12 protein-coding genes are annotated in these 25,090 nt (G+C 36.6%); 9 read left to right on the forward strand and 3 right to left on the reverse strand.

Features of this window, described 5'->3' with window-relative positions; translation table 11 throughout:
* The first annotated feature begins 81 nt into the window (after positions 1-81).
* The 6 genes from mazG (at position 82) to PR834_RS03440 (ending at position 12,325) form a co-directional block, all read left to right on the forward strand.
* On the forward strand, positions 82-876 hold the full coding sequence (mazG, locus tag PR834_RS03415) for a nucleoside triphosphate pyrophosphohydrolase (protein ID WP_140171249.1): 795 nt from the start codon (positions 82-84) through the stop codon (positions 874-876).
* Positions 877-1,441: 565 nt separating this feature from the next.
* Entirely contained in the window at positions 1,442-3,079 is a 1,638-nt protein-coding gene (gene pyrG / locus PR834_RS03420; RefSeq protein ID WP_004260455.1) for a glutamine hydrolyzing CTP synthase, read from the forward strand.
* 65 nt (positions 3,080-3,144) lie between these two features.
* Complete coding sequence (gene eno, locus PR834_RS03425) at positions 3,145-4,446, forward strand: phosphopyruvate hydratase (RefSeq protein WP_004260453.1); 1,302 nt, start codon at positions 3,145-3,147, stop codon at positions 4,444-4,446.
* 207 nt (positions 4,447-4,653) lie between these two features.
* Positions 4,654-5,679 carry a hypothetical protein gene (locus tag PR834_RS03430; protein ID WP_272536431.1) on the forward strand — a complete coding sequence of 342 codons (1,026 nt, stop codon included), beginning with the start codon at positions 4,654-4,656 and terminating at the stop codon, positions 5,677-5,679.
* On the forward strand, positions 5,649-10,541 hold the full coding sequence (locus PR834_RS03435; RefSeq protein WP_272536432.1) for a TcdA/TcdB pore-forming domain-containing protein: 4,893 nt from the start codon (positions 5,649-5,651) through the stop codon (positions 10,539-10,541). Before PR834_RS03430 ends, PR834_RS03435 begins: the two co-directional genes overlap by 31 nt.
* Positions 10,542-10,939: 398 nt before the next feature.
* Positions 10,940-12,325 (forward strand): SLC13 family permease, encoded by a 1,386-nt coding sequence (locus tag PR834_RS03440; RefSeq protein WP_272536433.1) that lies wholly within the window; start codon positions 10,940-10,942, stop codon positions 12,323-12,325.
* 73 nt (positions 12,326-12,398) lie between these two features.
* Here PR834_RS03440 and PR834_RS03445 read toward each other — a convergent pair whose 3' ends face one another.
* Positions 12,399-13,334, reverse strand: a complete 936-nt coding sequence (locus PR834_RS03445) for a two-partner secretion domain-containing protein (RefSeq protein ID WP_112307166.1) — start codon at positions 13,332-13,334, stop codon at positions 12,399-12,401.
* A 257-nt stretch (positions 13,335-13,591) separates the two neighbouring features.
* Between PR834_RS03445 and PR834_RS03450 the strand changes: the two genes are divergently transcribed.
* Positions 13,592-19,477, forward strand: coding sequence for a TcdA/TcdB pore-forming domain-containing protein (locus PR834_RS03450; RefSeq protein ID WP_272536434.1), 5,886 nt, complete (start codon positions 13,592-13,594; stop codon positions 19,475-19,477).
* A 60-nt stretch (positions 19,478-19,537) separates the two neighbouring features.
* Here PR834_RS03450 and PR834_RS03455 read toward each other — a convergent pair whose 3' ends face one another.
* Both PR834_RS03455 and PR834_RS03460 read right to left on the reverse strand, forming a co-directional pair.
* Positions 19,538-22,696 carry an efflux RND transporter permease subunit gene (locus PR834_RS03455; RefSeq protein WP_196724684.1) on the reverse strand — a complete coding sequence of 1,053 codons (3,159 nt, stop codon included), beginning with the start codon at positions 22,694-22,696 and terminating at the stop codon, positions 19,538-19,540.
* Positions 22,697-22,711: 15 nt separating this feature from the next.
* Complete coding sequence (locus tag PR834_RS03460) at positions 22,712-23,899, reverse strand: efflux RND transporter periplasmic adaptor subunit (protein ID WP_004260432.1); 1,188 nt, start codon at positions 23,897-23,899, stop codon at positions 22,712-22,714.
* A 134-nt stretch (positions 23,900-24,033) separates the two neighbouring features.
* Here PR834_RS03460 and acrR point away from each other — a divergent pair, with 134 nt between their 5' ends.
* The gene (acrR, locus tag PR834_RS03465) at positions 24,034-24,684 is read left to right on the forward strand and encodes a multidrug efflux transporter transcriptional repressor AcrR (protein ID WP_272536435.1); all 651 of its coding nucleotides are present in this window, start codon (positions 24,034-24,036) and stop codon (positions 24,682-24,684) included.
* A 12-nt stretch (positions 24,685-24,696) separates the two neighbouring features.
* Positions 24,697-25,050, forward strand: coding sequence for a DsrE/DsrF/TusD sulfur relay family protein (locus PR834_RS03470; protein ID WP_004913652.1), 354 nt, complete (start codon positions 24,697-24,699; stop codon positions 25,048-25,050).
* The last annotated feature ends 40 nt before the right edge of the window (positions 25,051-25,090 follow it).

Raw genomic sequence — 25,090 nt, forward strand, 5'->3', positions numbered from 1 at the left:
ATTTGTTGAACAGGTGTCATTTCTGATAAGTTTGAGATAAAGATGACAATTAGAAACAAAAGAAAATCAAAGGTTAATACAATGAGTCAGGAAAAACCCGAAATCGAACGCTTATTATCCATTATGGCACAGCTGCGTGACCCACAAACAGGTTGCCCATGGGATAAAGTACAGACATTTAAAACTATTGCACCTTATACACTTGAGGAAACCTATGAAGTGCTTGATGCGATAGAACGTGAAGATTTTAACGACTTAAAAGGTGAGCTGGGCGACTTATTGTTCCAAGTGGTTTTCTATGCGCAAATGGCGAATGAAAAATCATTGTTTGATTTTAATGATATTTGCCAAGCAGTGAGCGATAAGCTTGAACATCGTCACCCACATATTTTTGATACAAATAACACATTGAGCAGCTCGGAAGTGATTGAGGGGTGGGAAAAACGAAAAGCAAAAGAGCGAGCTGAAAAATCGCAGTTTTCTGTGCTAGATGATATCCCGAATTCGCTCCCAGCACTAATGAAAGCCTATAAAATTCAAAAGCGTTGTGCTTCGGTCGGTTTTGACTGGGATACGCTAGGCCCTGTTGTGGGTAAGGTTCATGAAGAACTTGAAGAGGTGATGGAAGAAGCCACACAGGCGGTTGTTGACCAAACTCACCTAGAGGAAGAAATCGGCGATTTATTGTTTGCCGTAGTGAATTTATCTCGCCATTTAGGTCATAAACCTGAAATAGCGTTGCAAAAAGCTTGCAACAAATTTGAAGGTCGTTTTCGTCAAATCGAAAAAAGCCTAGCGGAAAGTGGCAAAACGACAGAAAGTGCTACACTTGATGAGATGGAAGGGCTTTGGCAGCAGGTTAAGAGTCAAGAATAAAATGGTTCGTCATATTTCGCACTACAGCGTTGTTGGCTGCGTTCGGCTACTCAGGTCACATAACTGGTGTATGCTCCCTGAGATATCTTCTCTTGCCGCCCAGCTGTAGCACGAACTATCTAGAGCATTAATTATATTAGAACGAAGCATCTACAGAAAAATTCGATATGGTTGGTTTGTTCTAAAATCAACTCATGCAATGGCTCCAAACAAAGCTTCAAAAACAATATGTAGGTTGAAGTTTTCGAAGGTTAAATGTGGAGAGTTAGAGTAAATAGTTATTCAAAATCAAAGTTAGTGCAGAATCGCATTTTTTACACCATACAATGAGCTGAAAGGATTTAGCTTTTGTGTTTGAACTGTGTTAATCTATAAAAATAGATAAAGATGACTAATTTTGAAGCGATAAATATTTTTCGCTTTTAACTTGCTGATAATATTAGAGTATTGATGAAATTTAGCCTTATTATGCTTAGAACATTTGTAGCGAAATTAAGGTTCGGGTATACTGTTTTCCCGTCCTGTTATATCCATCATCTTTTAAACCTAAACTTTCAGGTTCAGCATGAAAACTAATTATATTTTTGTGACCGGCGGGGTCGTATCCTCACTGGGTAAAGGCATTGCCGCAGCCTCTTTGGCGGCTATACTCGAAGCCCGTGGACTCAATGTGACTATTATGAAACTGGATCCCTACATTAACGTAGATCCAGGCACTATGAGCCCAACCCAACACGGGGAAGTTTTCGTTACAGAAGACGGCGCTGAAACTGACTTAGATTTAGGTCACTATGAGCGTTTCATCCGTACTAAAATGACACGTCGTAATAACTTTACGACTGGGCGTGTTTACTCTGAAGTTCTGCGCAAAGAGCGCCGTGGCGACTATTTAGGCGCTACAATTCAAGTTATCCCTCATATCACTAATGAAATTAAAGACCGCATCATCCGTGGTGGTGAAGGCCATGACGTTGTTTTGGTTGAAGTTGGTGGTACAGTTGGTGATATCGAATCATTGCCATTCCTTGAAGCGATTCGTCAAATGGCAGCTGAAGTTGGCCGTGAACGCACATTATATTTGCACTTAACATTAGTGCCATACCTTGCAGCGGCTGGTGAAGTAAAAACTAAGCCAACTCAACATTCTGTGAAAGAATTACTGTCAATTGGTATTCAACCAGATGTGCTGATTTGTCGTTCAGACAGAGTGATCCCAGCAAATGAACGTGCAAAAATCGCATTGTTCTGTAATGTGCCAGAGAAAGCGGTTATTTCTCTCAAAGACGTTGATTCAATTTATAAAATCCCAGCCTTATTGAAATCACAAGGTTTGGATGAATACATCTGTAACCGTTTCCGCATTGATGCGCCAGAAGCTAATTTAGCTGAGTGGGAACAAGTTATTTACGAAGAAGCCAATCCCGCTGGTGAAGTCACTATTGGGATGGTGGGTAAATATGTTGAGTTACCAGATGCGTATAAATCTGTAATTGAAGCATTAAAACACGGTGGCTTGAAAAACCGTTTAACTGTGAACATCAAATTAATTGATTCACAAGATATTGAAACTCGAGGTGTTGAGTTACTAAAAGGTTTAGATGCTATTTTAGTACCAGGCGGCTTTGGCGAGCGTGGTGTTGAAGGGAAAATTCTGACCGCTCAATATGCACGTGAAAACAAGATCCCTTACTTAGGAATTTGTTTGGGTATGCAAGTCGCATTGATTGAATTTGCACGTAATGTTGCCAATATGGCAGATGCAAACTCAACAGAATTTAAAGCGGATTGTAAATTCCCTGTTGTTGCGCTGATTACTGAATGGCGCGACGAAGAGGGTAACCTTGAAGTACGTTCAGAAGAGAGCGATCTTGGTGGAACAATGCGTGTTGGTGGCCAACCATGTCATTTAGTGAATGGTAGCCTTGTACGTGAAATGTATGGTTCAGAAACTATCATTGAACGTCACCGCCACCGTTATGAGGTGAATAATTTACTACTGAAACGTATTGAAGATGCGGGCCTAAAAATTGCAGGTCGTTCAGTGGATAATAAGCTGGTGGAAATTATTGAAAACCCTAATCATCCATGGTTTGTGGCTTGTCAGTTCCACCCAGAGTTCACCTCTACACCAAGAGATGGTCATCCGTTGTTTGCAGGTTTTGTTAAAGCCGCTGGTAAGTACCAGAAAGGTGAGTTGAAATAAGATATGGGGAAGTCGGCGCAGGTGCACCAACTTCCCAAAATTTAACTTGTACTGAGGAAAACCTAATGTCCAAAATTGTTAAAGTGATCGGTCGTGAAATCATTGACTCTCGTGGTAACCCAACTGTAGAAGCTGAAGTTCATTTAGAAGGTGGCTTTGTTGGTTTAGCTGCGGCACCATCAGGTGCGTCAACAGGTTCTCGTGAAGCTCTGGAACTGCGTGACGGTGATAAAGCACGTTTTCTGGGTAAAGGTGTTCTGAAAGCAGTTGCTGCTGTTAATGGTCCAATCGCAGAAGCGCTGATCGGTAAAGATGCTAAAGACCAAGCTAACATCGATAAAATCATGATTGATCTCGATGGCACTGAGAACAAATCTAAATTTGGTGCAAACGCAATTCTCGCTGTATCTTTAGCAAATGCTAAAGCAGCAGCAGCGGCGAAAGGTATGCCTCTGTATGAGCACATTTCTGACTTGAATGGTACTCACGGTCAATACTCTATGCCTCTGCCGATGATGAACATCATCAATGGTGGTGAGCATGCTGATAACAACGTTGATATCCAAGAATTCATGATCCAGCCTGTTGGCGCACCAACGCTGAAAGAAGCTGTCCGTATGGGCTCTGAGATCTTCCATCACTTAGCAAAAGTACTGAAATCTAAAGGTATGAATACAGCTGTAGGTGATGAAGGTGGTTATGCGCCTAACTTAGAATCAAACGCAGCAGCATTAGCAGCAATTAAAGAAGCGGTTGAGCAAGCTGGTTATGTGTTAGGTAAAGACGTAACACTGGCGATGGACTGTGCAGCATCTGAGTTCTATAACGCAGAAACCGGTAATTATGAGCTGAAAGGCGAAGGCAAAACCTTCACTTCACAAGAGTTCACACATTATTTAGAAGAACTGACTAAACAGTACCCAATCGTATCTATCGAAGATGGTCTGAACGAGTCTGACTGGGATGGTTTCGCATACCAAACTAAAGTTCTTGGTGACAAAATCCAACTGGTTGGTGATGACCTGTTTGTAACTAATACTAAGATCCTAAAAGAAGGTATCGATAAAGGCATCGCTAACTCTATCCTGATCAAATTCAACCAAATTGGTTCTTTAACTGAAACTTTGGCTGCAATTAAAATGGCGAAAGATGCAGGCTATACAGCTGTTATCTCTCACCGTTCAGGTGAAACTGAAGATGCTACTATTGCTGATTTAGCGGTTGGTACAGCGGCAGGCCAAATCAAAACAGGTTCTATGAGCCGTTCTGACCGTGTTGCTAAATATAACCAACTGATTCGCATTGAAGAAGCATTAGGTAAAAATGCACCATTCAATGGCTTAAAAGAAGTTAAAGGCCAAGCATAATTATTTATTGCTTAGCAAGTTAATGAATAGGGAAGCTTAGGCTTCCCTTTTTTTTGGTTATTAATTGTATTAATTTAACAAATATAATTGAATTTTTTTATAAAATTCAATCTGAATTTGTTTTTTGATTATGGTACTGAAGGAGATATTAATTTACAGTCATTATTCATTTTAAATAATTAATTTTTATTCAAAGGAATGAATGCAATGACAGTAAAAAAATATACAGAAGTAATTGAAAAAATAAATGAAATCATCAATAAATATACGCTAGATACAAGCGAGTTAATTAAAATTGGCTCAACGGCAGAAAAAGGAGATATAACATTAACTAAATATGATAACTCACGATATGATATTAGTTATTATGATAGCGAGCAGCCTGATCCGTTTGTAATTAAAAGTTATTTACTCAATAATAATAATTATGATGCAACTCATTTATATCCCTCCTATGTAGATATTCCTAAAAAACCATCAGATACGTTTCTCTTATTTACAGGTACTTTAAATAAAAATTCTATTATAGTTACCAATCATGATAAAGATCATTATCGAGTCTATAATGATTGCAGAATGAATAGTTCAATTTTATATGATGATGTTGTTATGTCTGCTGATTATCAAGATTATAAAATAAAAGATGGTACAAATGGTAATGCGACAGCATATATGCAGTTTGTAAATAATGATTGGCAATTAGTCTTACAAAAACAAGAGGTTAAATATTACAAAGGTGAAAGGAAATCATTTGCAATAGAAGGAAAAAATAGAATATTAAAATATATTCCTAATAATAAAATGGATAGTATAAATAAAAATAAATTTGAAAATACTCGGGAAAATATACATGTTAAAATATTGTCCATAGCAAAGAAATTCAATTGCTTATATATGGATGAGAAAGGTAATAATATATTTGAAACGGAACGAAAACTAGATAGCGCTAAAGCATGGCTTGAGTTTATTACATCTATAAGTATAAAAATAAATAATCATGTAAAAATGTTAAAAAGTTTCCAAGAGGTATGGCAGAAACAACTTCAGGAACTAAATGGGAAGATAAATAAAACAATAGATGATAAAGTTAAAATAAAATCTTTAACACGAAAATTAGCACAAAGTGATATTCAAATTAGTCTTTATCATAATCATTATAATAGAATACTATTTGAAGGGAACCAAATAGAAAGAAGTAAATTATGGTGGGAAATAAAAAAAGTAAAGGCATGAACGCTGTTGTTAAAAATGAAGAACAATCAATATATGGTGGTATTAATGAATATAAACAGACAATCAATGAGCGATATGAAAATTTAGTTTTTGTTCATAAAAATTCTAATAAACCTTCATTTAGAAATAGTTTTAGTGAGGGAATGGACGGTTTTTCAGAAGTTAATATATCAGGATTAAAGAAGAATATGACGTCAATAGAACTGAAAAAATTATATTTGACTCAAGACCTTAGTCCTATAGAACGAGGGGCTTTATATCAAAGAATTAATAATGTAGGTCATGCCGAATATATAAAATATATTTTGAATGAAACAGGAAAAGTTAGTGAATTATTTTATTCATTAAACAGTCAAATTAATCGATTAATGCCACAAGATTTTTATTTAACCTTGATAGGGGATGATTCTCGAGGGCGTTGTTACCCTTTGGTTAGAGCTATGTCAGTTGCATTAGCAAAAGATGATCAAAAAGGCGCGGATACTTTATTTAATAAACTTTATATAGCATCAGCGAATCCTAAAGATAATGATTCAATATTAATAAAAACGGCATTGGAGCGATTACATTCGAATGTGGAAGCAATAGAGGCATCATTTTCTCATGGTAGAATTAATATCAAAGAGACACAGAATTTATTAGAGGCGAAGCAAAAAACAATGATGTTTGCTATTAATAGCCAAAATCACTCGATGCTTATTGGTAAAACTATAAATGATAAAAAATCACACTACTATTTTTATGACCCTAACTTCGGTTTGTTTTCGTTTAATAATAGTAAAGAACTATTTTCAGCATTTAAAAAATTTATGGTAGATAACAAAATGGCTGATTTTTACTCAGCCTTTGGGAGCAATAAAGATCCGGTTTTTGAAGTGATTTCAATTATTACAGATGATATGTCGAGTGTTCCGGTGGGTAATGGGTTAAGTGTAACTCATTTAAGTGAGCCTATTTCATTGAGTTTAATTACTAAACGTGAAAGCAAAACTAGTAGTATCGTTAATAAACAACTTGCGATTCAAAGAGACATTCAATTGAAAGGAACATTGGCTATGTTAGAAGCCCAACAATGGGGATACCGTTTAGAAACTTCTTTGACTAATTTATCAATGAAGTACCAATTTAATAGAAAATGGGTGCCTATATTTTCCACACTGAAAGAGAATGAAAAAGGTAAATATCAACTTCAATTTATAGATTATGATGATCCTGAAAAAAGCCATTGGATTGAAATGGATGACCCGACAATTAAAGAGTTTAATCATTATTATGAAAAGCAAGTAGCATTATTTGGAGAAAGTTATTTTTTTGATGGGGAAAAATTAATTCCCCAAAAGAATATAGATAATAACAGTGAATATAATATCAATGAGCCATCGTTCGATGGATTAAATGCAGGAATAGCTATTCAGTCTTTGATGCTATGGTATTCAGATAAAAACCATAATAGAAACGGAATGAATAATGATAATTTTAACTTAGCATTAGCATTGAAAATACATAGTTATATTAATTATGGAATGATATTTCATGGAGCTCTGAATGATTTAGCTAAAATTGTAGGTATAATTCGTAGTGGGTTAAATGAAAATATTAGCTATGAAGCTAAAAATATTAGTCTGTTTTCTACTTCATTAGCTCAAACAGTAAATGAAGGTGTTACTGTTTTATTTAATGGTACCTTAGTCGGCTTTGATATATATGAATTGACCTATGCAAAAGATGAACCTCATAAGATTATATTTAGTACACAACTTGCTTTTGACTCTGCGAGTTTTGTCACAGGAGGACTCAGTTTAGGAACCGGTGCTTTAGGAGTAACGGAAGCTTCAGTATTTATGGGGGGAGCTGGGGTTATTTTTGCAGGGTTAAGTATTGGTTTCACTGGTTTGGCGCGTAATTATGCAGTGATAGGAGAAGATGCTAAATCGGTAGGTAGATATTTCTATCAGTTAGACCAAGCATATAAAAATAACGGATATGATTACTTACCTGATAAAAGTATTGTTCTTCCGCGCGCTGGTGCAGTTTTTAAAACAATAGATCTTAGAAATAACCAAATTGAATTTGATAGCCAGTATATCTATAGGACTAGCGCACATTCTGCAGGAGGCGGACGGAAAAATTATATTTTTTGGGCGGGTAATTTCCCTACAATGGTACATGACCGTCAACAGGCAATTAATATTCGTAAAGGTATCGGATATAACATGAGTAGCCGACAGTATGGCTATTTAGATGCACAAATAATTGCCTTACCTATCACGCCAAAATCGTATATTAAATATGATTACAATTTATGGCCAGGAGCAACAACACGTCATGATAGTGGGTTTGATGTTATTCGTCGTTTAGAAAACACAGATAAATTTGATTATGACTTTTATATATTTCCAAGTGAAAATACTATCACTCAGATATTCCATGAATATGTAGATACAGAAATAGAAATAAAATTAAATAATCAATATAGACATTTAGTTATTCCAAAAATACCCAGTGAGTGGCATGGGAAAATTAAATATTCGATAAAGGGTGATGGTGGAGTATATAAAATTAGTCCACAAATAGGTGCAGAAATAGAATTGATTGATGACTCAAATAAGTTATCGACTTCTCACTGGATAATTAGTGGAGGGTTATTAGGTAAAAATGACATTATTGTTAGTTCTGACCGTATAGATGTAGGTGGAGTAAAAATAAAAATAGACCAATCAGTATCAAAAAAAGATTTTTTATACATTAATAATAATAATGAAGTTTATAAAGTGGATTTTTTAAACTTAGATGTAAATTTAATTGGCGAAGATGGAAATAAGTGGGTCGGACATAATGAAGAGTTATCTAATCATTTAAATAAATTAAATGAACAACATAAAATTATGGGGCAGTACGTATTAATTGAAAATTATCAGTTTGGGAATGTTAATGTAGGCCGAGCATTTTATCAGGTTTCTACAGGGAGATATATTTTCACTGACTCATCGGAACAATATACTAAAAATGCTGATCTATTTTCTCCATTAGGGACGGGGGCATGTTTTTACTCAAAAGATAATAATATATTGTGGTTAGTTGATCAGGATAATAAAGTTCAATATACGTATATTATTAATAATAATGCTCAGCGGAATTTTGAATTAACTAAGTTATGGGTTAGTAATGAAAATATTTATTTCTCATGTCGTTATCCTAGTGAAGGAGTTTATGAAGTCGCAAATTATATGATAAATGGAAATGAAATTATATTAGTTAGTGTTTCTATTGATGAGCTGACTCATTATCAGTTATTTGAAGAAAAATCGGTCATACCTAAGGATATTTCAGATATGATTTTTGGTAAGTATTTATTGTTAATTGATAAAGTAAAAGATAAAAAAACAATATATAGTAAAAGTGTGAAGCTGGCTGATGTTATCCAAATATCAGGAATTGATAAAAATAATAATATATATCATTATTGGTTAAGAGAAAGAGACGGTGTTATCATAAGGCCAAATGTTACTTCATATAATCTTGCTCTCGATAACAAAGAATTATTTGAGCCTAAAGATTTAATGTTTGTTGGGTTTTTATTAAACAATGATGGGAAAGAAGTATTCTTTTTTTATAGTCATAAGGAAAAATCAATATATCGACAAGTTGGAGAAAACCCAAATTTCTTTCAAATAGAAAAGCAAGAAATCAAAAGGATAGAAACCGAAAATATTGAGAGTGTTATATTCAGTCAAAGTAAAATTTTAATTATTAGTAATAATGGCATTGTGAGTCAAATTAACGCTCAAGGTAATATTCAACCTGTGGCACTAAATCAAAAGTGGTTTGATTCACATTCAACAAGATGGTGGGAAGATTTTGGTCAATTAGAGTCAAATCAAGGAGTATATGCTTTACTTGGATTAAAAATGAGTGATAATCAAGCTATTATTCCTGCTTGGTATGAAAATAAAAGTATTGTTATTGCATATCAATTATCATCAAAGAATACATTGCAATATTTAGGAATAGACGAGTACCGTTCAGCAGCAATTATTTTTGATATGGAAAATAAAAAACTTTATTGGCAACCAATTGTAAATGAAGCTGCTTTAGTTAAAGCTTTTGATAAAAATAATTTAAAAAATACTTTATCACTACCTTCAATGTATGAGATATACCCAAATATTAAATTTGATACAGTTAAAAAATTAAAAAATGGATTGTTAATGTATACAACTAATGATGAGATTTTATATTACAGTAAGGGAGAGAATAATTCAGATAGTAATAAAGAGGAATTCTCATCATCTTTATTAATTAACGGTGGAAATTCAAGGGATATAATCAACCCACCAGTTATCAATAATGTAAAAAATATTATATTAAGTGCGGGAGACAAAGAAGATAGCTATGTTATTTCTAGAGCGGCGTGGCTACATTATCAAGCAATTATCATTGATAATAATGCGAGCGATCGTTTGACAGATACACTTGTTTTACCTGTTGACGATATGAACTCTCTAGCTGTGAATCGCCTAGGGGATGACCTTATTCTAACGGATATAAATACAAATAGCATACTTATTATTAGGCGGATATTTGCTACTAATGCTCAAGGATATGAACACCTTAAACTGCGATTTTTAAATTCTAACGGAGATATTAGGGTAAAAACTATTGTAGATAGTTATTTATTGACTGATGGGCTGATGGTTACTAATACACCGAATGAGTCTGATGAAGAAATACTGCTGTCTCATGACAATCAGTTAGCACAGCTTGCATCAATGACATCATCATTAAACCATCGTGAAAGCATGTCTAGACATCAGGATATAATACAGCCTTCGTTGGTTACTGCGCCTGTTTTAGTGGGATAAAGCAGGTATGAATTAGTTAAGCTAAGCTAGCCGGAGTTTAACTGGCTAGCTTAATTAGTTGTCTAGTTTCATTGGTTGATATTTTAATTTAAGTTTGTTTTTTATTCATCGATATCATTTATTTTGCTTTGGGTGGAATTAACTGCTGACTGGTGCGTTGGCGTATTAGCGCAATTGTTCTGTCAATTGAAACTGTTAATTTATGCGGTTATTTGCTTACAAAATAGAACATTTCTCGGTAGAGATATTAAAAATACAAAAAATTGCGCGGGGTAGATCGCACTTTTAGCTTATCCACATTTTCATCTCAATAAATTAACTCTATATTTCACAGCTTATAAATAATTATTAACAATATGCGCTAAAAATAAACTTGCTTCCAAAGCTATGGAGTAAACATGGACGCTTCAGAATCTTTAACACCATCAGTGAGCCCAACCCCCTCGAATAAACGGGGATGGATAATCTTAGCTGTTGATATCGTACTCTTAATTTTATTACTAAAATATTTACCATTTGATGATAAAGCAAATGCAGGTCTTGCAATGATGGTTTTCATCGGTGTGCTTTGGTTAACTGAAGCTATCCATGTCACCATTACTGCACTGTGTATTCCGATCTTGGCAGTAGGCTTAGGGCTGATGAATACAGGGGATGCATTGAAATCATTTGCAAATCCGATTATTTTCTTATTCTTCGGTGGCTTTGCATTAGCGACGGCTTTACATATCCAAGGCCTTGATAGGCTAATTGCAAATCGCTTACTAATGGCAGCTCGAGGGTGCTTATCAGTCGCGGTATTATTGCTGTTTGGTGTAACAGCGTTACTTTCTATGTGGATTAGTAACACAGCAACAGCTGCAATGATGCTACCACTAGTATTAGGTATACTGTCTAATCTCGATGTACGTCATGAACGTAATACTTTCGTGTTTGTACTATTAGGTGTTGCTTATAGTGCAAGTATCGGTGGTTTAGGCACGATTGTAGGTAGCCCTCCAAATGCGATTGCGGCAGCAGCTTTAGGTTTAGATTTCTTATCATGGATGAAATATGGTATTCCAATCATGGTGGTGTTACTACCAATGATGTTTGTATTGATGTACATGATGTTACGTCCAAACCTGAAACATCGTTTTCAAATTGAGTTAGAACACGTTGAGTGGAATGGCAAGCGTATTACAGCAATGACGATTTTCCTTTTAGCCGTAGTTTGTTGGATCACGAGTACGTTTATTAGTGATGCATTAGGTGGTGTAAAAGATTTAGATACAATCATTGCGATGAGTGCTGCGATTTTAATTGGTGTAACAGGTGTTGCTAGCTGGTCTCAAATTCAAAAAAATACCGAGTGGGGCGTATTGATGCTGTTTGGTGGTGGTTTAACACTCAGCGCAATTTTAAGTTCTTCTGGGGCAAGTAAGATCATGGCAGACTGGATGCAAATGACATTCGGTGAAAGTCACTGGTTTGTTATTATTCTAGCTGTTACTACCTTTATTATCATTTTGACTGAGTTTACCAGTAATACGGCGAGCGCAGCTTTATTAGTACCAATCTTTGCAACAGTTGCTGAAGCATTAGGTATGCCAGTCATTGTATTAACCATGATTATTGGGATTGGTGCATCTTGTGCGTTTATGTTGCCGGTTGCTACACCGCCAAATGCGATTGTATTCGGTTCCGGTTATATTAGGCAAATTGAAATGGTACGTGTTGGTGCGGTATTAAACGTGGCTTGTATCCTTGTGATTTCATTGTTTGCTTGGTTTATCTGGATGTAACTTAGGATCAATTCACTTTAACTTAACGGCCTCTTATTGAGGCCGTTATTTGTTGTTGTACGCTAAATTGAGATTATTGTGTTGTTTTAGCAATAAGAGCCTGTTGGTTTTTCCCTATTTTTATCACGCCCGTATCAGAAAAAGTAATGTCTGCGTCTCCGCGCACAGAGAAACTCATCGTGTTAATAAGCCCTTGAATATCTATTTTATTTTGTGGGCAAAGGAAATTATCTTTACAGTGATATTGGTGACTCTCAAGCACAATGTTACGACCTGTTAATTTAGTTTGCTCATCCATCTCTAAATGATTTCCTTGAATATAAGGAATGTCAGTTTTGAACTTTGTGCTGTACTTGACAACGCCTTCACTAGGAGAAAGGGTGCTATTACCCGATGCGCTGATATAATTTTGTATGGCAGAGTGGATATTAAGTGTATTTTGCAGCTTTATTTGGTCTGCAACGATATTTAATTTTGATAGTTGAATTGGAGTTCCTTGTTGCTGACTAATACTGATTTGGCTAGCAGGTTGAGTTGAAAACTTCAGTTGGTTATAGTCCTCCAATTTTTGGAGTTCAAGCTGGTTATCTTTCTCTTTGTTTTTAATATATTTTTTTTCAAATTTACCGGCAATTAAGGAGAGGCTATTAATATTATCAACGGCGCCGTCTTTCCATGAAATACCATTAGGATTTGCGATAACAAGGTTAGCGCGTTGCCCTTTTATTCCTAATATCCCTTGTAAGTTGCTTGTTTCAGTCCCTGTTACTTCTGCAAAAATAAGCTTTGCTGCCTTATTATTAAGCTTAGTATTACTGTTAATATCATTATTAAAAATTAAACCATCGTCATTAGATGAGAGACTTTCGAAGGTATTAAACGAGATGTTATTTTTGAGAGGGGCTTCTATATTAATAACTTTTGCTTTTGTGATATCAGGGGCCTCGGCTAATGATGTGGTATGAAATAAAGTACAACTTAGTAGAGTGAATAATATGGTTTTCTTCATTGGTATTAGCTCCTTGCTGTAAAAATCCTTTTATGATTAAAAGTATAATGTATTTAGTCGTTTTTTATAATAATCAAAAATTAGTTTGGCTTAATAAAATATGATACGGTTAGCACTCAGGAAAAATCGGAAAAATGAAAAAATATAATGTAAGTAATTGTTATATAATGTTTTTGGCCGTTTGTGAATTTCATTTTCCTTGCTAATAAATTACTACTTGTTATGTTTTTAAATTAAAAATAAAGGGATTTAATAATATGTCTGGTGATAGCTATAGCTCTCTATTGAATCATACCATTTATGTAATGGATAAAGTAAAGTTTGATAAAAATATTATGATGCTGGTTGAGGCGATTAAATATGAATATCGTCATGCAGGAAAGTGGTCTCCAGACTTATTGAAAAAACATGATAAATTAAAGAAAGAAATAGAACAGAAATCTTATTTTGTATATAACAATGATGTTCCTATCGGTATTGAAAAACTCAGTAGTCAAGAAGAGCTAAAATTTATTGATAATATAAGGCATTTATCAACAGGAAATAATGATGTCGATATAAGAGTTCAAGGTAAAGAGGATATTGAATTATCTAACCTTGTTGATTCCGATTTATTAAGTTCACAAGCACTGCGTATTCTCCCTAAAAATTTAAAAAAAAGAATGAAACTTCGCTCTAGTATAAATGCTAGGTTAACTATAAATATACATAAAAAATATATTAATCGGCTGGCAAAATCTTTGGTGAAGTTATTTCATGAGCCGTCACCTCAGTGTATAGAACAAGCCAAAATTATGGGGCCTAGAAAATTTGGTATACAAACGGACCAAGCAGTTATTTACTTATCTGAATCGGGGCTTGAGCATGCAAAGGAAATTACCCAGCGACTTAATACATTAATTCCTTCTGATGCATTTATTGAACATACACCAGTTGGTATGCAAAAAATGGATACTGGTATTTCTTATTCGGAAACACCAAAAGGTCAGTCAACAAGCCATGGGCAAGCCAGGTCACAGGTCATTGCAGACGCTATTACAGAAGCTTTATTAACAGATCGCCCAGTAAAACAAATCTTACCGAAAGTATTAAAAAAAGTAGGCTACGATACGAATAATCCTAGTTTAGTTGCGCGAGTTCAGCGTGATGGTCATTTAAAAAATAGTCTTTTTGACTGTATGATGCTTAAAAAGCATAGAATAAGCCAAGATATTCAGCGATTTGTTACGGATCCACTGTTATTCCCATGTATGTATATTATTGATAAATTTAATAATGATATATTATCAGTAAAAGCGGAAATATTTAACTTTGAGAATGAGTTTACTGCCATTGAGTGCGGAGTATTAGCTCAGTATATAACCTCGAGAGAGAATTCAGGTTTTATTTATGATGTTTTAGATTTTACTTATAAATTTAATTCAATCTTTAGAGATAGCGGTTATATTGAGAAACGTCTCGCACCACAAGATTTTTATTTATATTTAATGGATGATAATTCAGGGGGACGTTGTTACTCTTTAGTTAGGGCAATGGCTGTTGCATTAGCCTTAGAGGGCCGTGAGGGTGCAAATAAATTGCTTAATAAGATGTTTTTAGCTGGGGCATCACCAACGGAGCCGAATTCAACTTTGTTACAAGCTGCGTTAAAAGAACTTCATGTAAATATAGAGGCGGCACACGCATCAACTATAATTGGCCAATTTGAGTTAAATGAAATAAAAGAAATTCTGATTAATGCTGAACAAGGAAATATTTATGTGCTAAATAGCACAACACACTCAATGTTATTAGGTAAAGTCAAAAGTGGTAATGAAATTAATTATTATTTTTATGACCCAAACTTTGGTATTTATGCTTTTAATGATTCTGATAAGTTATTTTCAACTTTAAATAAGTTTTTATTTAAAAACAAGATGGCAGAGCAGTATGCGGTTTTAAATAGTAGTTTTGAATTGGTCTCTATTAATACGGGAAAAATGTCTGAAGTACAAATTGGTAGTGGTTTAACTGTTTCCGATTTGGTTTATTCAGATAATTTAATGGAATCTATTTCTCTACATAAGAAAATAGAGAGTATTCTAGAACATCAGTCTTTAATAGCAAAAGATAAGAAAATACAGACATCCTTAATTATTTTGGAGTCAGAGAAATGGGGGGAACGTCTTGAATACTCAATTAATGAAGTGTGCAAAAGTCATCAACTAGATGAAAAATGGTTACCTGTTTTTGAAAATGTTGAGAATTTGGAAGATGGCCGATATCGTATTCAATTTATACATCAAGGGATAGAGGAAAAGATATATTGGGCTGAAACGAAAGACACAACATTTATTGAGTTTAAAGAATATTTTCACAAGCAAATGGCTATGTTAAAGAGTCATTATTCTTTTAGTGATGGGGAGTTGCAATGTGAAAGAGATATTGAGGGTACAGAACATGTGGATGGCCTCAATATAGCGATGGGAATACAAGCAATCATTCAATGGTCGGAGAATGGAAAAGTGGTTTCTTCTAGGCCAACATCTAATTTAGCAACAGCACTGCGTATTCATAGTTATATTAGCTATTCTATGATGGCCCATGGTGCTATCAATGATGCCATGAAAACTGGAAAAATTGCATATTCATTATGGTGTGAAGGGAATGGAGTAGCGAAATCAGTAATGAATCGCTTTTCTTCGTCTCTAATACGTACAGCGAATGAAGGGTTAGGGGTTATTTTCCAAGGAGCTATGGTTGGTTTCGATATTTATGAGTTAGCGAATGCACAAAATGAAACTCAGCGAGCTGTATTTGGTACTCAACTAGCTTTTGATTCATCATCATTAGGGTTAGGTATTGTAAGCACGGGAGCATCTCTACTTGGTGCGGAAACGGTGGCAGGTGTTGCAGGGCCATTAGCTGTACCACTTATGGGAATAGGTATTGGTATCACCGAACTGGTTAATATTAATGAAAGACACGCACAAAAAGCTGTTGCTGTAGGGGAAGAATTCGCGATTTATCAACGAGACTATCAAAATGCAGCGATAAGTTATGATGCAAAAAAAGACTTTTTGGTACCAACACCCAATATTGTCATCGAGAAATTAGATTTCAAAAATGGCTATTTTGACCTTGGTAGCCAATATATATATCGAGGTGTGAAAAAAAAGTGGTATATAGAGCATTGCTGGTTGAATGATTTTCAGTCGGGCCCGAGTGCAGAGATTGATAAATCATATGCAATTAATATTAGAGAAGCTGTTGGTGTTACTGAGCCAAGAGTAAACTTTAATGGGAGCCAAACTGGGGTGGTGATATTACCAGTTGTACCTAAATCGTTCATTCGTTACAGATATAGCTCTCTTTTTGGTGGAACTTCTCGAGGGGATAATGGTTTTTCTATTTTGAGAGGAATGGAAGAACGCTATCAATTCTATTTTGATTTTTTTTATTGTGGCCTAGAGTATGTCATCACCACTTTAGAGCATGAATATGAAAATACTACCATTCATGTCAATCTAGATAGCCAAAATAGACAATTAGCCGTTCCTAAAATGCCTATTCCATGGCAAGGGCATATTACGCACGCTGTCACTGGTAATGGTGGGGAATATCAAATTACAGTTAATTATGGCGCATCTCTTACGTTAATTGAGGGGGCTATGTATGGAAAACAATCTAGCTGGATAATTGATACGAGTTTAATAGAAAGTGATGGAAAAGAGCATGTTATTCAAATCATGGATGATCACATTAAAATTAGCGGCATTACTATCAATGTTGATACATCGGTGGCGGGTAATTCGATTTTACTTGTCAATGCTCAACATGAAGTATGTGAAATAGATTTTATTAATAAGACTGCAAAGATTATTAATGTAGATGGTAGTCAATGGATAAACAAAAGCCAGACAATTAAACAGCATCTTCATGATTTATCAATTAAAAATAAGCTTAACGGCCAGTATGTTGCCATCGATAATTATCAATATAACGGTTTAAACGTGGGACGTGCATTTTATGATGTTCAATATGATCGGGTCATTTTTACTCACTCAAAAAATAAAGAAAATCATTCGGCACAACTAATAAAAATTAATAGGGATACAGCCTATTTTTATTCATCAGTGGAATCAGTAATTTGGCAGGTTGATATAAATACAGGTTCTTTACTGACTCAACTTAAAGCGAATATGGTTTTAGGTCTAGATGCAGAAATTATTAAAGTCACATTGGTTGATGACCAACTGTATATAACACTAACAGAAAGAAGTACTGGCAGTACGGTTGAAAATACCTATAGGCTAATACAGAGTGATAAATTAGAGCTCGTGAGCGTTGTGAATAACAGGTTATTACTCGATAACTTACATGACACACAAACATTATTATCATTTGAACAACGTAAGCAATTTAGTAACCATGACTACTTAGCCTGTCGAGATATGAGTCCTGAATATCAAAAGACAATTACCATCAAACCCAGCATAGCGAACACGGTGATGATATCGGGCACTGATGAAAATGGTTTTTGGCATCATTACTGGCTACTCAATGAGAGTGGAACACTGGTTAGAGCCAATTCAGAAAGAAAAAATGTGAATGAACAGCTATTCTTGAATGAGTTTATTTCGATAAGTGAAGAAGATTTAAAATATATTGATTGTGAGCTCGCAAAAAATGCTCCATTAGAAAAAATTTGGATAGTGAGGTTTCCTCTGTCTATTAACGATGGTAAGGAGGCGATATTTCAATTAAAGCGTTATGGCATTAAACCTACACTTGCAAAAATATTTGCAACAAGCTTCGGACGTTATAATCCGAGGTACGATTTATGGTATTGGTTTCCTCCTAAGGACTTGGAATTATTAGGAAGTTTATTAAATGAAAATGGAAAGGAAGTCTTTTTCTTTTATAGCCGAAAAGAAGACTCCATTTTTTATCAGAAAGGGTTAGGGCAAGATAATATTAATCCAAATAAGCCAAGTGCCGCCTTTCGTTTAAATTTGAGTGGAATAGAAAATGTCACGCACTGGCAAGGGGAGCTCCTTGTTATCCAAAAAGAAGGCTTTGTTAGGCAGCTGGGTGCGAATGGTAGTACACAATTAGTTGCCCTCAATAAAGACTGGTTTGCGAGAGAGCCTTTGAAATGGGAGCGTTTTGCTCAATTTTCCAATGAAAAGGACCCCATTGCATTGTTTGGATTAAAAGATACTAATGGGGAACGCATATTACCAGCATGGTATTTTAACGAGATGGTTGTTGTTGCGCCTTCATTTTCGTTAGAAAGTGAGTTACAAATTATCGATTTTGATCACGATAAACAATATGGCGTTATTTTTGATTCAAAATCAAAGAAGCTATATCGAATAAACGCGATTGGAGAGATGAGGTTTAACAATATTTTCGATAACCAGGGTGTTCTTCGATTTCCAAATAAATTACCTAAGCATGTTGATTTATACCCTGAGCTTACTTTTAAGTCAGTGCAAAAAATAGCGGGTGGCTTAATGCTGTTAACAGAAGAAAATGCAATTATTTATCATCCAACATCATCTCATGAACAATTAGGCTTATCATTAATTATTAAAGGAACACCGGAGGATGATGTCGTTATTCCTGCAGCATTAGGCGATGTTTCTGTTTTAATTCTTAATGGTGGTGAGGGCTCCGATACTTATCAGTTTAAAAAAGTAGATTGGCAGCGTTATCAAACGATTATTATTGATAATTATTCGGTAGACCGAATTGTTGATTTGCTTATCCTACCCATAAAAAACCAATTGAAGGAGATTTTTATTAATCGCCAAGGAGATGACTTGGTTATTACAGATTCAATAAATAATACATCTCTTTATATCCGTGGAATTTATGGTTTACAGGCTCACTCTTATCGTCATCTACAACTTAGAATTGATGGAACAGATCAACATATTGATGTGAGCTTATTAGCTGAGCAAGCTTTGGCCAGTCACGGTTTAATGTCTTTATCAATGCATTTCAGAAGCCATTTTGATATCAATGGTAAGATAGTTTTATTAGGGGAGTTGTTGAATCGAATAGATTTTACTCAGGGAGACTTTGAAATTCAAACTGCACCCAAAGAGCAGGACAAACCTCATTTCGCCATGTTATCTACAACAAGTCAGTATTAAATTAATATATAAAAAAAGAGCCACAACATAAGTGGCTCTTTTCGATTTATCGATCAGCAATTATTGTGCTGTTGGTGTATGGCTGTGTTCAACATCTTCTGATTTCTTCGAGAAACGGCGACGGATCACCACGAAGAATACAGGAACAAAGAAGATAGCCAATGAGGTTGCGGCAAACATTCCCCCAAGAACACCAGTACCTACTGAGTTCTGGGATGCAGAACCTGCACCGTTACTAAACACCAGTGGGATAACACCTAACATAAATGCTAAAGATGTCATCAGAATTGGTCGTAAACGCATTTTAACTGCATTCAGTGTTGCTTCGACTAACCCTTTACCTTCTTTTTCCATCAAGTCTTTGGCGAATTCAACAATCAAGATTGCGTTTTTCGCCGAGAGCCCAATGGTTGTTAAGAGACCCACTTTAAAGTAAACGTCGTTGTCTAGACCACGAACACTGGTAAACAGTAACGCACCAATAATACCTAATGGAACGACTAACATAACTGAGAATGGAACTGACCAGCTTTCATAGAGAGCCGCCAAACACAGGAAGACCACTATCAAGGAGATTGCGTACAGAGCAGGGGCTTGGTTACCTGCTAAGCGTTCTTGATATGACATACCTGTCCACTCGTAACCAATTCCTTCAGGCAGGTTTTCAGTGGTGAGTTTTTCCATTAACAGCATCGCATCACCAGTACTTTTCCCTGGAGCTGCCTGACCTTGAATGTTCATCGCAGGGACACCGTTATAACGCTCTAAACGCGGTGAACCATACTTCCAAGGATCTTTGGATTCGTCCATAAAGGCAGAGAACGGAACCATTTTACCTTGGTTATTGCGAACATACAGGTTACTGATGTCAGAAGGTAACATACGGCTTTCTGCGTCACCTTGTACGTAAACTTTCTTCACACGACCACGGTCGATAAAGTCATTCACGTAGCTTCCACCAAACATAGAACTCAATGTTGCGTTGATATCACTGATAGCGACACCTTGAGCCTGTGCTTTTTGTTGGTCAATATAAATACGGTATTGCGAGGTATCATCCTGACCATTTGGACGAACACCTTGAAGCATTTCTGGGTGCTGAGCAGCTAATCCAAGTAACTGGTTACGGGCTTGCATCAGTTTATCATGCCCCAAGTTACCTTTATCGACTAACTCAAAGTCAAACCCGTCTGCGGTACCTAACTCAACAATCGCTGGTAGGTTAAAGGCGTAAATCAGTGCCTCTTGTTTTTGTGACAGTGCGATATTCGCACGTTGTACAATCGCATCAACGTGGTTTTCATCGCCTTTACGTTCGCTCCAATTTTTCAGAACGACGAAAGCGAGACCCATGTTTTGACCTTGACCTGCGAAGCTAAAGCCCCCAACGGTAAAGACCGACTCAACGTTTTTGGCTTCTTCGGTATGGTAGTAGTTATTCACTTCATCCAATACCGCTTGGGTTTGTTCTTGCGTTGATCCTGGTGGTAATTGGATCATTGACAAGAATACCCCTTGGTCTTCCGCTGGTAAGAAAGAAGACGGTAAGCGGACGAACATGAACGCCATACCAACCACTAACAGCAGGTAAATCACTAAATAACGGCCCGTGCCGTTAAGCATACGGCTTACACTGTCGGTGTAGTGGTGTGCTTGTTTTTCAAATGTGCGGTTAAACCATCCAAAGAATCCTTTTTGGCTACCATGGCTGCCTTTTTCAATTGGCTTCAACATGGTGGCACACAGTGCTGGCGTTAAGATCATCGCAACCAGTACTGATAAGATCATGGAGGATACAATGGTAATTGAGAACTGACGGTAAATTGCCCCTGTAGAACCTCCAAAGAAGGCCATAGGAATAAATACCGCAGACAGCACCATTGCAATACCGACTAACGCACCTTGGATTTGACCCATTGATTTTTTGGTCGCTTCTTTTGGTGACAAGCCTTCTTCTTGCATAACACGCTCAACGTTCTCAACAACGACGATGGCGTCATCGACGAGAAGCCCGATGGCGAGTACCATCGCGAACATGGTCAAGGTGTTTATGGAATAACCAAATGCCGACAAGATAGCAAAGGTACCTAACAATACGACAGGTACTGCAATCGTTGGTATCAGTGTTGCACGGATGTTTTGTAGGAACAAATACATAACGACAACAACCAGCATGATTGCTTCTACTAACGTTTTAACCACTTCGTTAATTGAAATTTTAACGAATGGGGTCGTATCGTATGGATAAACAATCTCTAATCCTTGAGGGAAGAAAGGCTTCATTTCCTCAAGCGCAGCGCGGACGTTATTAGACGTATCTAAAGCGTTAGCTCCGGTTGCCAGTTTAATACCGATACCTGCTGCTGGCTTACCATTAAAGCGGGCAATAGTACTATAGTTTTCAGCACCTAATTGGACATCAGCAACATCTTTAATACGCACTTGTGAACCATCCTGGTTTACACGTAATAGAATATTGCTAAATTCTTCAGGGCTATTTAAACGTGTCTGCGCAATGATAGAAACGTTTAAACGCTGGTTTGCTACAGACGGTGAACCACCGAGTTGCCCTGCTGCGACTTGGTTATTTTGTACCTTGATCGCATTAATGACATCTGTTGTGGTCATGTTGTACTTAACGAGTTGCTCTGGTTTTAACCAAATACGCATTGCATATTGGGTACCGAACAGTTGAGTTTCACCTACACCGTTAACTCGGCTAAGTGGGTCTTTAATATTTGACCCTACGTAGTCGGCAATATCGTATTGCCCCATTGAGCCATCGCTAGAAACGAAACCCGCAACCATTAAGAATGAACTAGTTGATTTATCGACACTAATACCTTGCTGCTGAACTTCTTGTGGCAACAATGGCATCGCCAGTTGCAATTTGTTTTGCACCTGTACTTGCGCGATATCACCATCAGTTCCTGCTTCAAATGTCAGCGTAATGCTAGCAGAACCTGATGAATCACTGCTCGATGACATATATACCAAGTTATCGATACCGTTCATGTTCTGTTCGATAACCTGCGTTACTGTATTTTGTACCGTCTCAGCATCCGCTCCCGGATAGTTAGCTGAAATAGAAACAGCCGGTGGCGCGATGGTCGGGTACTGCGAAACAGGTAACTGGATAATTGCCAACAGACCAGCAAGCATGGTGATAATTGCAATTACCCACGCAAAAATTGGTCTTTCTATAAAAAACTTAGGCATTAATCAGCCGCTCCCTTATTTAGACTTTTCTTCAGGTTTTGCCTGATTGTCTATGGATTGCGTTTCTAAGTTTGCTTCCTTAGGATTCACAACAATTCCTGGTTTGATTTTTTGTAAGCCGATGACAATGACACGATCACCTGCTTGTAGACCTTCAGTTACCAGCCATTTGTTGCCAACTGCTTGTCCTGCTTTAACTTTTCTGACTTCAACTTTATTCTCTGCGCCAACAACCATGACTTGAGAAGTTCCTTGAGCCGTACGAGTCAAGCCTTGTTGTGGAACTAGAATCGCCTTTTCAATAACACCGTCTTCTAATACAGCACGAACAAACATACCTGGAAGTAACTCTTTGTTCGGGTTAGGGAACATGGCTCTCATGGTGATAGACCCTGTTGTTTCATCAACAGTGACATCAGAGAATTCCAGAACACCCTTTTGTGCGTATTCTTGACCGTTGTTGTTGATCAAACTGACAGGTGCTTTCCCTGATTCTCGCTGTACAGCGCCTTTCGCTATCTCATTTTTGAGACGTAAAAAATCGTCACTCGATTGTGTTACGTCAACATAGATAGGATCAAGTTGCTGAACACGCATTAATTCAGTGGCTTGTCCTGTAGATACTAAAGCCCCTTCAGTCACATTCGATTTACCGGTACGGCCGCTGATCGGTGCAGTTACTTTGGTATAATTCAGGTTGATACGTGCCGTTTCAACCGCAGCTTCAGCCGCTTTGACGGCAGCAAGTGCTTGTGCATAGGTTGAGGTTGCTTCGTCGTATTCCTGACGACTAATGTAATTAGTACCTAACAATGGTTTATAACGCTTCACCGTTAATGCAGCCAGATTCGCATTGGCTTGTGCTTTTGCAAGTTCCGCTTTTGCGCTGTCATAGGTTGCTTGGAATGGTGCTGGGTCAATTTGGTATAAAGATGTCCCTGCTTCTACGTCGCTACCTTCTTTATAGTTGCGTTTCAATATGATGCCACTAACCTGAGGGCGAACCTCGGCAACACGAAATGCGGATGTACGGCCTGGTAACTCGGTTTTGAGAGTCAGAGGTTCGGCTTTAAGCGTAACAATTCCTACTTCAGGCGCCGGGCGTTCTCCGCCACCTTGTTGTTCATCGTTACAACCAGATAAAGCCAAGCCACCTGAAAGAACTAACAGAGCCAGAGGTAACACCCCTCTGTTTTTTCGCATAAGTTAACCTCAATTAATCAATATGAGTTCAAAACAAAAATAAGAAAAATGGTAAACAATATGATTTATCACTATGCTATAGTACAAACATACACGAATGTATGTAAATCAGCTTTCGATAGAAACGGGTCACAATGGCACGAAAAACTAAACAACAGGCTGAAGAAACCCGTCAGGAAATATTAGATGCTGCCATCAAAACATTCTCTGAACGAGGAGTTTCTGCCACATCATTAGCCGATATTGCAAAAGCAGCGGGGGTTACCCGAGGTGCAATATATTGGCATTTCAAAAACAAAGTTGATCTTTTTTATCAAGCTTGTGAATTTGGTGATAACCAAATAGTACAAGCTGAAGAATATTATCGTTCTAAATATACCAATGATCCACTTTCAATACTAAGAGAATTATTAGTTTATATTTTGACTGATTTTATTGAAAGCCCTAAAAACCGCGCTTTGATGGAAATTTTCTTTTTGAAGTGTGAATTAGTTAGCGAAATGGCAGAGTTAGTTGATTTTAAACGCGCTAATTATGTCGCAAGTCAATGTCGAATAGTTGATAACTTGACTGCCTGTATTGATGCAGGTCAACTTCCTGCTGATCTTGATGTGGAATGTGCTGCGATTATGATCCGTTCATTAATGTCTGGTTTGTTAGAAAACTGGCTACTCCAATCAGAAAATTTTAATACTAATCAACATACAATTACATTGGTTGATACACTATTAGAAACACTAAAATGTAATACCGCAATCCGGTTAAAACCCATTCAAACTGAATAAGTGGAGTACAATATGACCTCTATTTTGATTATTGCTAATGGCGCACCTTACGGCAGTGAAACATTGTTCAACTCATTGCGATTAGCGATAACGTTAAAAGAGCAAGAGCCGCAGTTAGATTTAAAAATATTTCTGATGTCAGATGCTGTGACCGCAGGTTTGGCAGCTCAAAAGCCGAAAGAAGGCTATAATCTTCAACAAATGTTAGAGATTTTAACGGCACAAAATGTCCCCGTTAAATTATGTAAAACTTGTACAGATGCCCGAGGTGTAAGTGAGTTAACCCTTGCTGATGGTGTTGAGGTAGGCACGTTAGTCGAGCTTGCAAGCTGGACATTAACGGCAGATAAAGTATTAACTTTCTAACATATTACGTAAAATGTGTTTAATTAGGTGAAAGTAAGTG

It is taken from the genome of Providencia sp. PROV182, assembly GCF_028480325.1.
Taxonomy (GTDB): Bacteria; Pseudomonadota; Gammaproteobacteria; order Enterobacterales; family Enterobacteriaceae; genus Providencia; species Providencia hangzhouensis.

Bases quoted from the DNA above. Each gene is read 5' to 3' on its own strand.
- mazG (WP_140171249.1), top strand. From the start codon at position 82: ATGAGTCAGGAAAAACCCGAAATCGAACGCTTATTATCCATTATGGCA.
- pyrG (WP_004260455.1), top strand. From the start codon at position 1,442: ATGAAAACTAATTATATTTTTGTGACCGGCGGGGTCGTATCCTCACTG.
- eno (WP_004260453.1), top strand. From the start codon at position 3,145: ATGTCCAAAATTGTTAAAGTGATCGGTCGTGAAATCATTGACTCTCGT.
- PR834_RS03430 (WP_272536431.1), top strand. From the start codon at position 4,654: ATGACAGTAAAAAAATATACAGAAGTAATTGAAAAAATAAATGAAATC.
- PR834_RS03435 (WP_272536432.1), top strand. From the start codon at position 5,649: ATGGTGGGAAATAAAAAAAGTAAAGGCATGAACGCTGTTGTTAAAAAT.
- PR834_RS03440 (WP_272536433.1), top strand. From the start codon at position 10,940: ATGGACGCTTCAGAATCTTTAACACCATCAGTGAGCCCAACCCCCTCG.
- PR834_RS03445 (WP_112307166.1), bottom strand. From the start codon at position 13,334: ATGAAGAAAACCATATTATTCACTCTACTAAGTTGTACTTTATTTCAT.
- PR834_RS03450 (WP_272536434.1), top strand. From the start codon at position 13,592: ATGTCTGGTGATAGCTATAGCTCTCTATTGAATCATACCATTTATGTA.
- PR834_RS03455 (WP_196724684.1), bottom strand. From the start codon at position 22,696: ATGCCTAAGTTTTTTATAGAAAGACCAATTTTTGCGTGGGTAATTGCA.
- PR834_RS03460 (WP_004260432.1), bottom strand. From the start codon at position 23,899: ATGCGAAAAAACAGAGGGGTGTTACCTCTGGCTCTGTTAGTTCTTTCA.
- acrR (WP_272536435.1), top strand. From the start codon at position 24,034: ATGGCACGAAAAACTAAACAACAGGCTGAAGAAACCCGTCAGGAAATA.
- PR834_RS03470 (WP_004913652.1), top strand. From the start codon at position 24,697: ATGACCTCTATTTTGATTATTGCTAATGGCGCACCTTACGGCAGTGAA.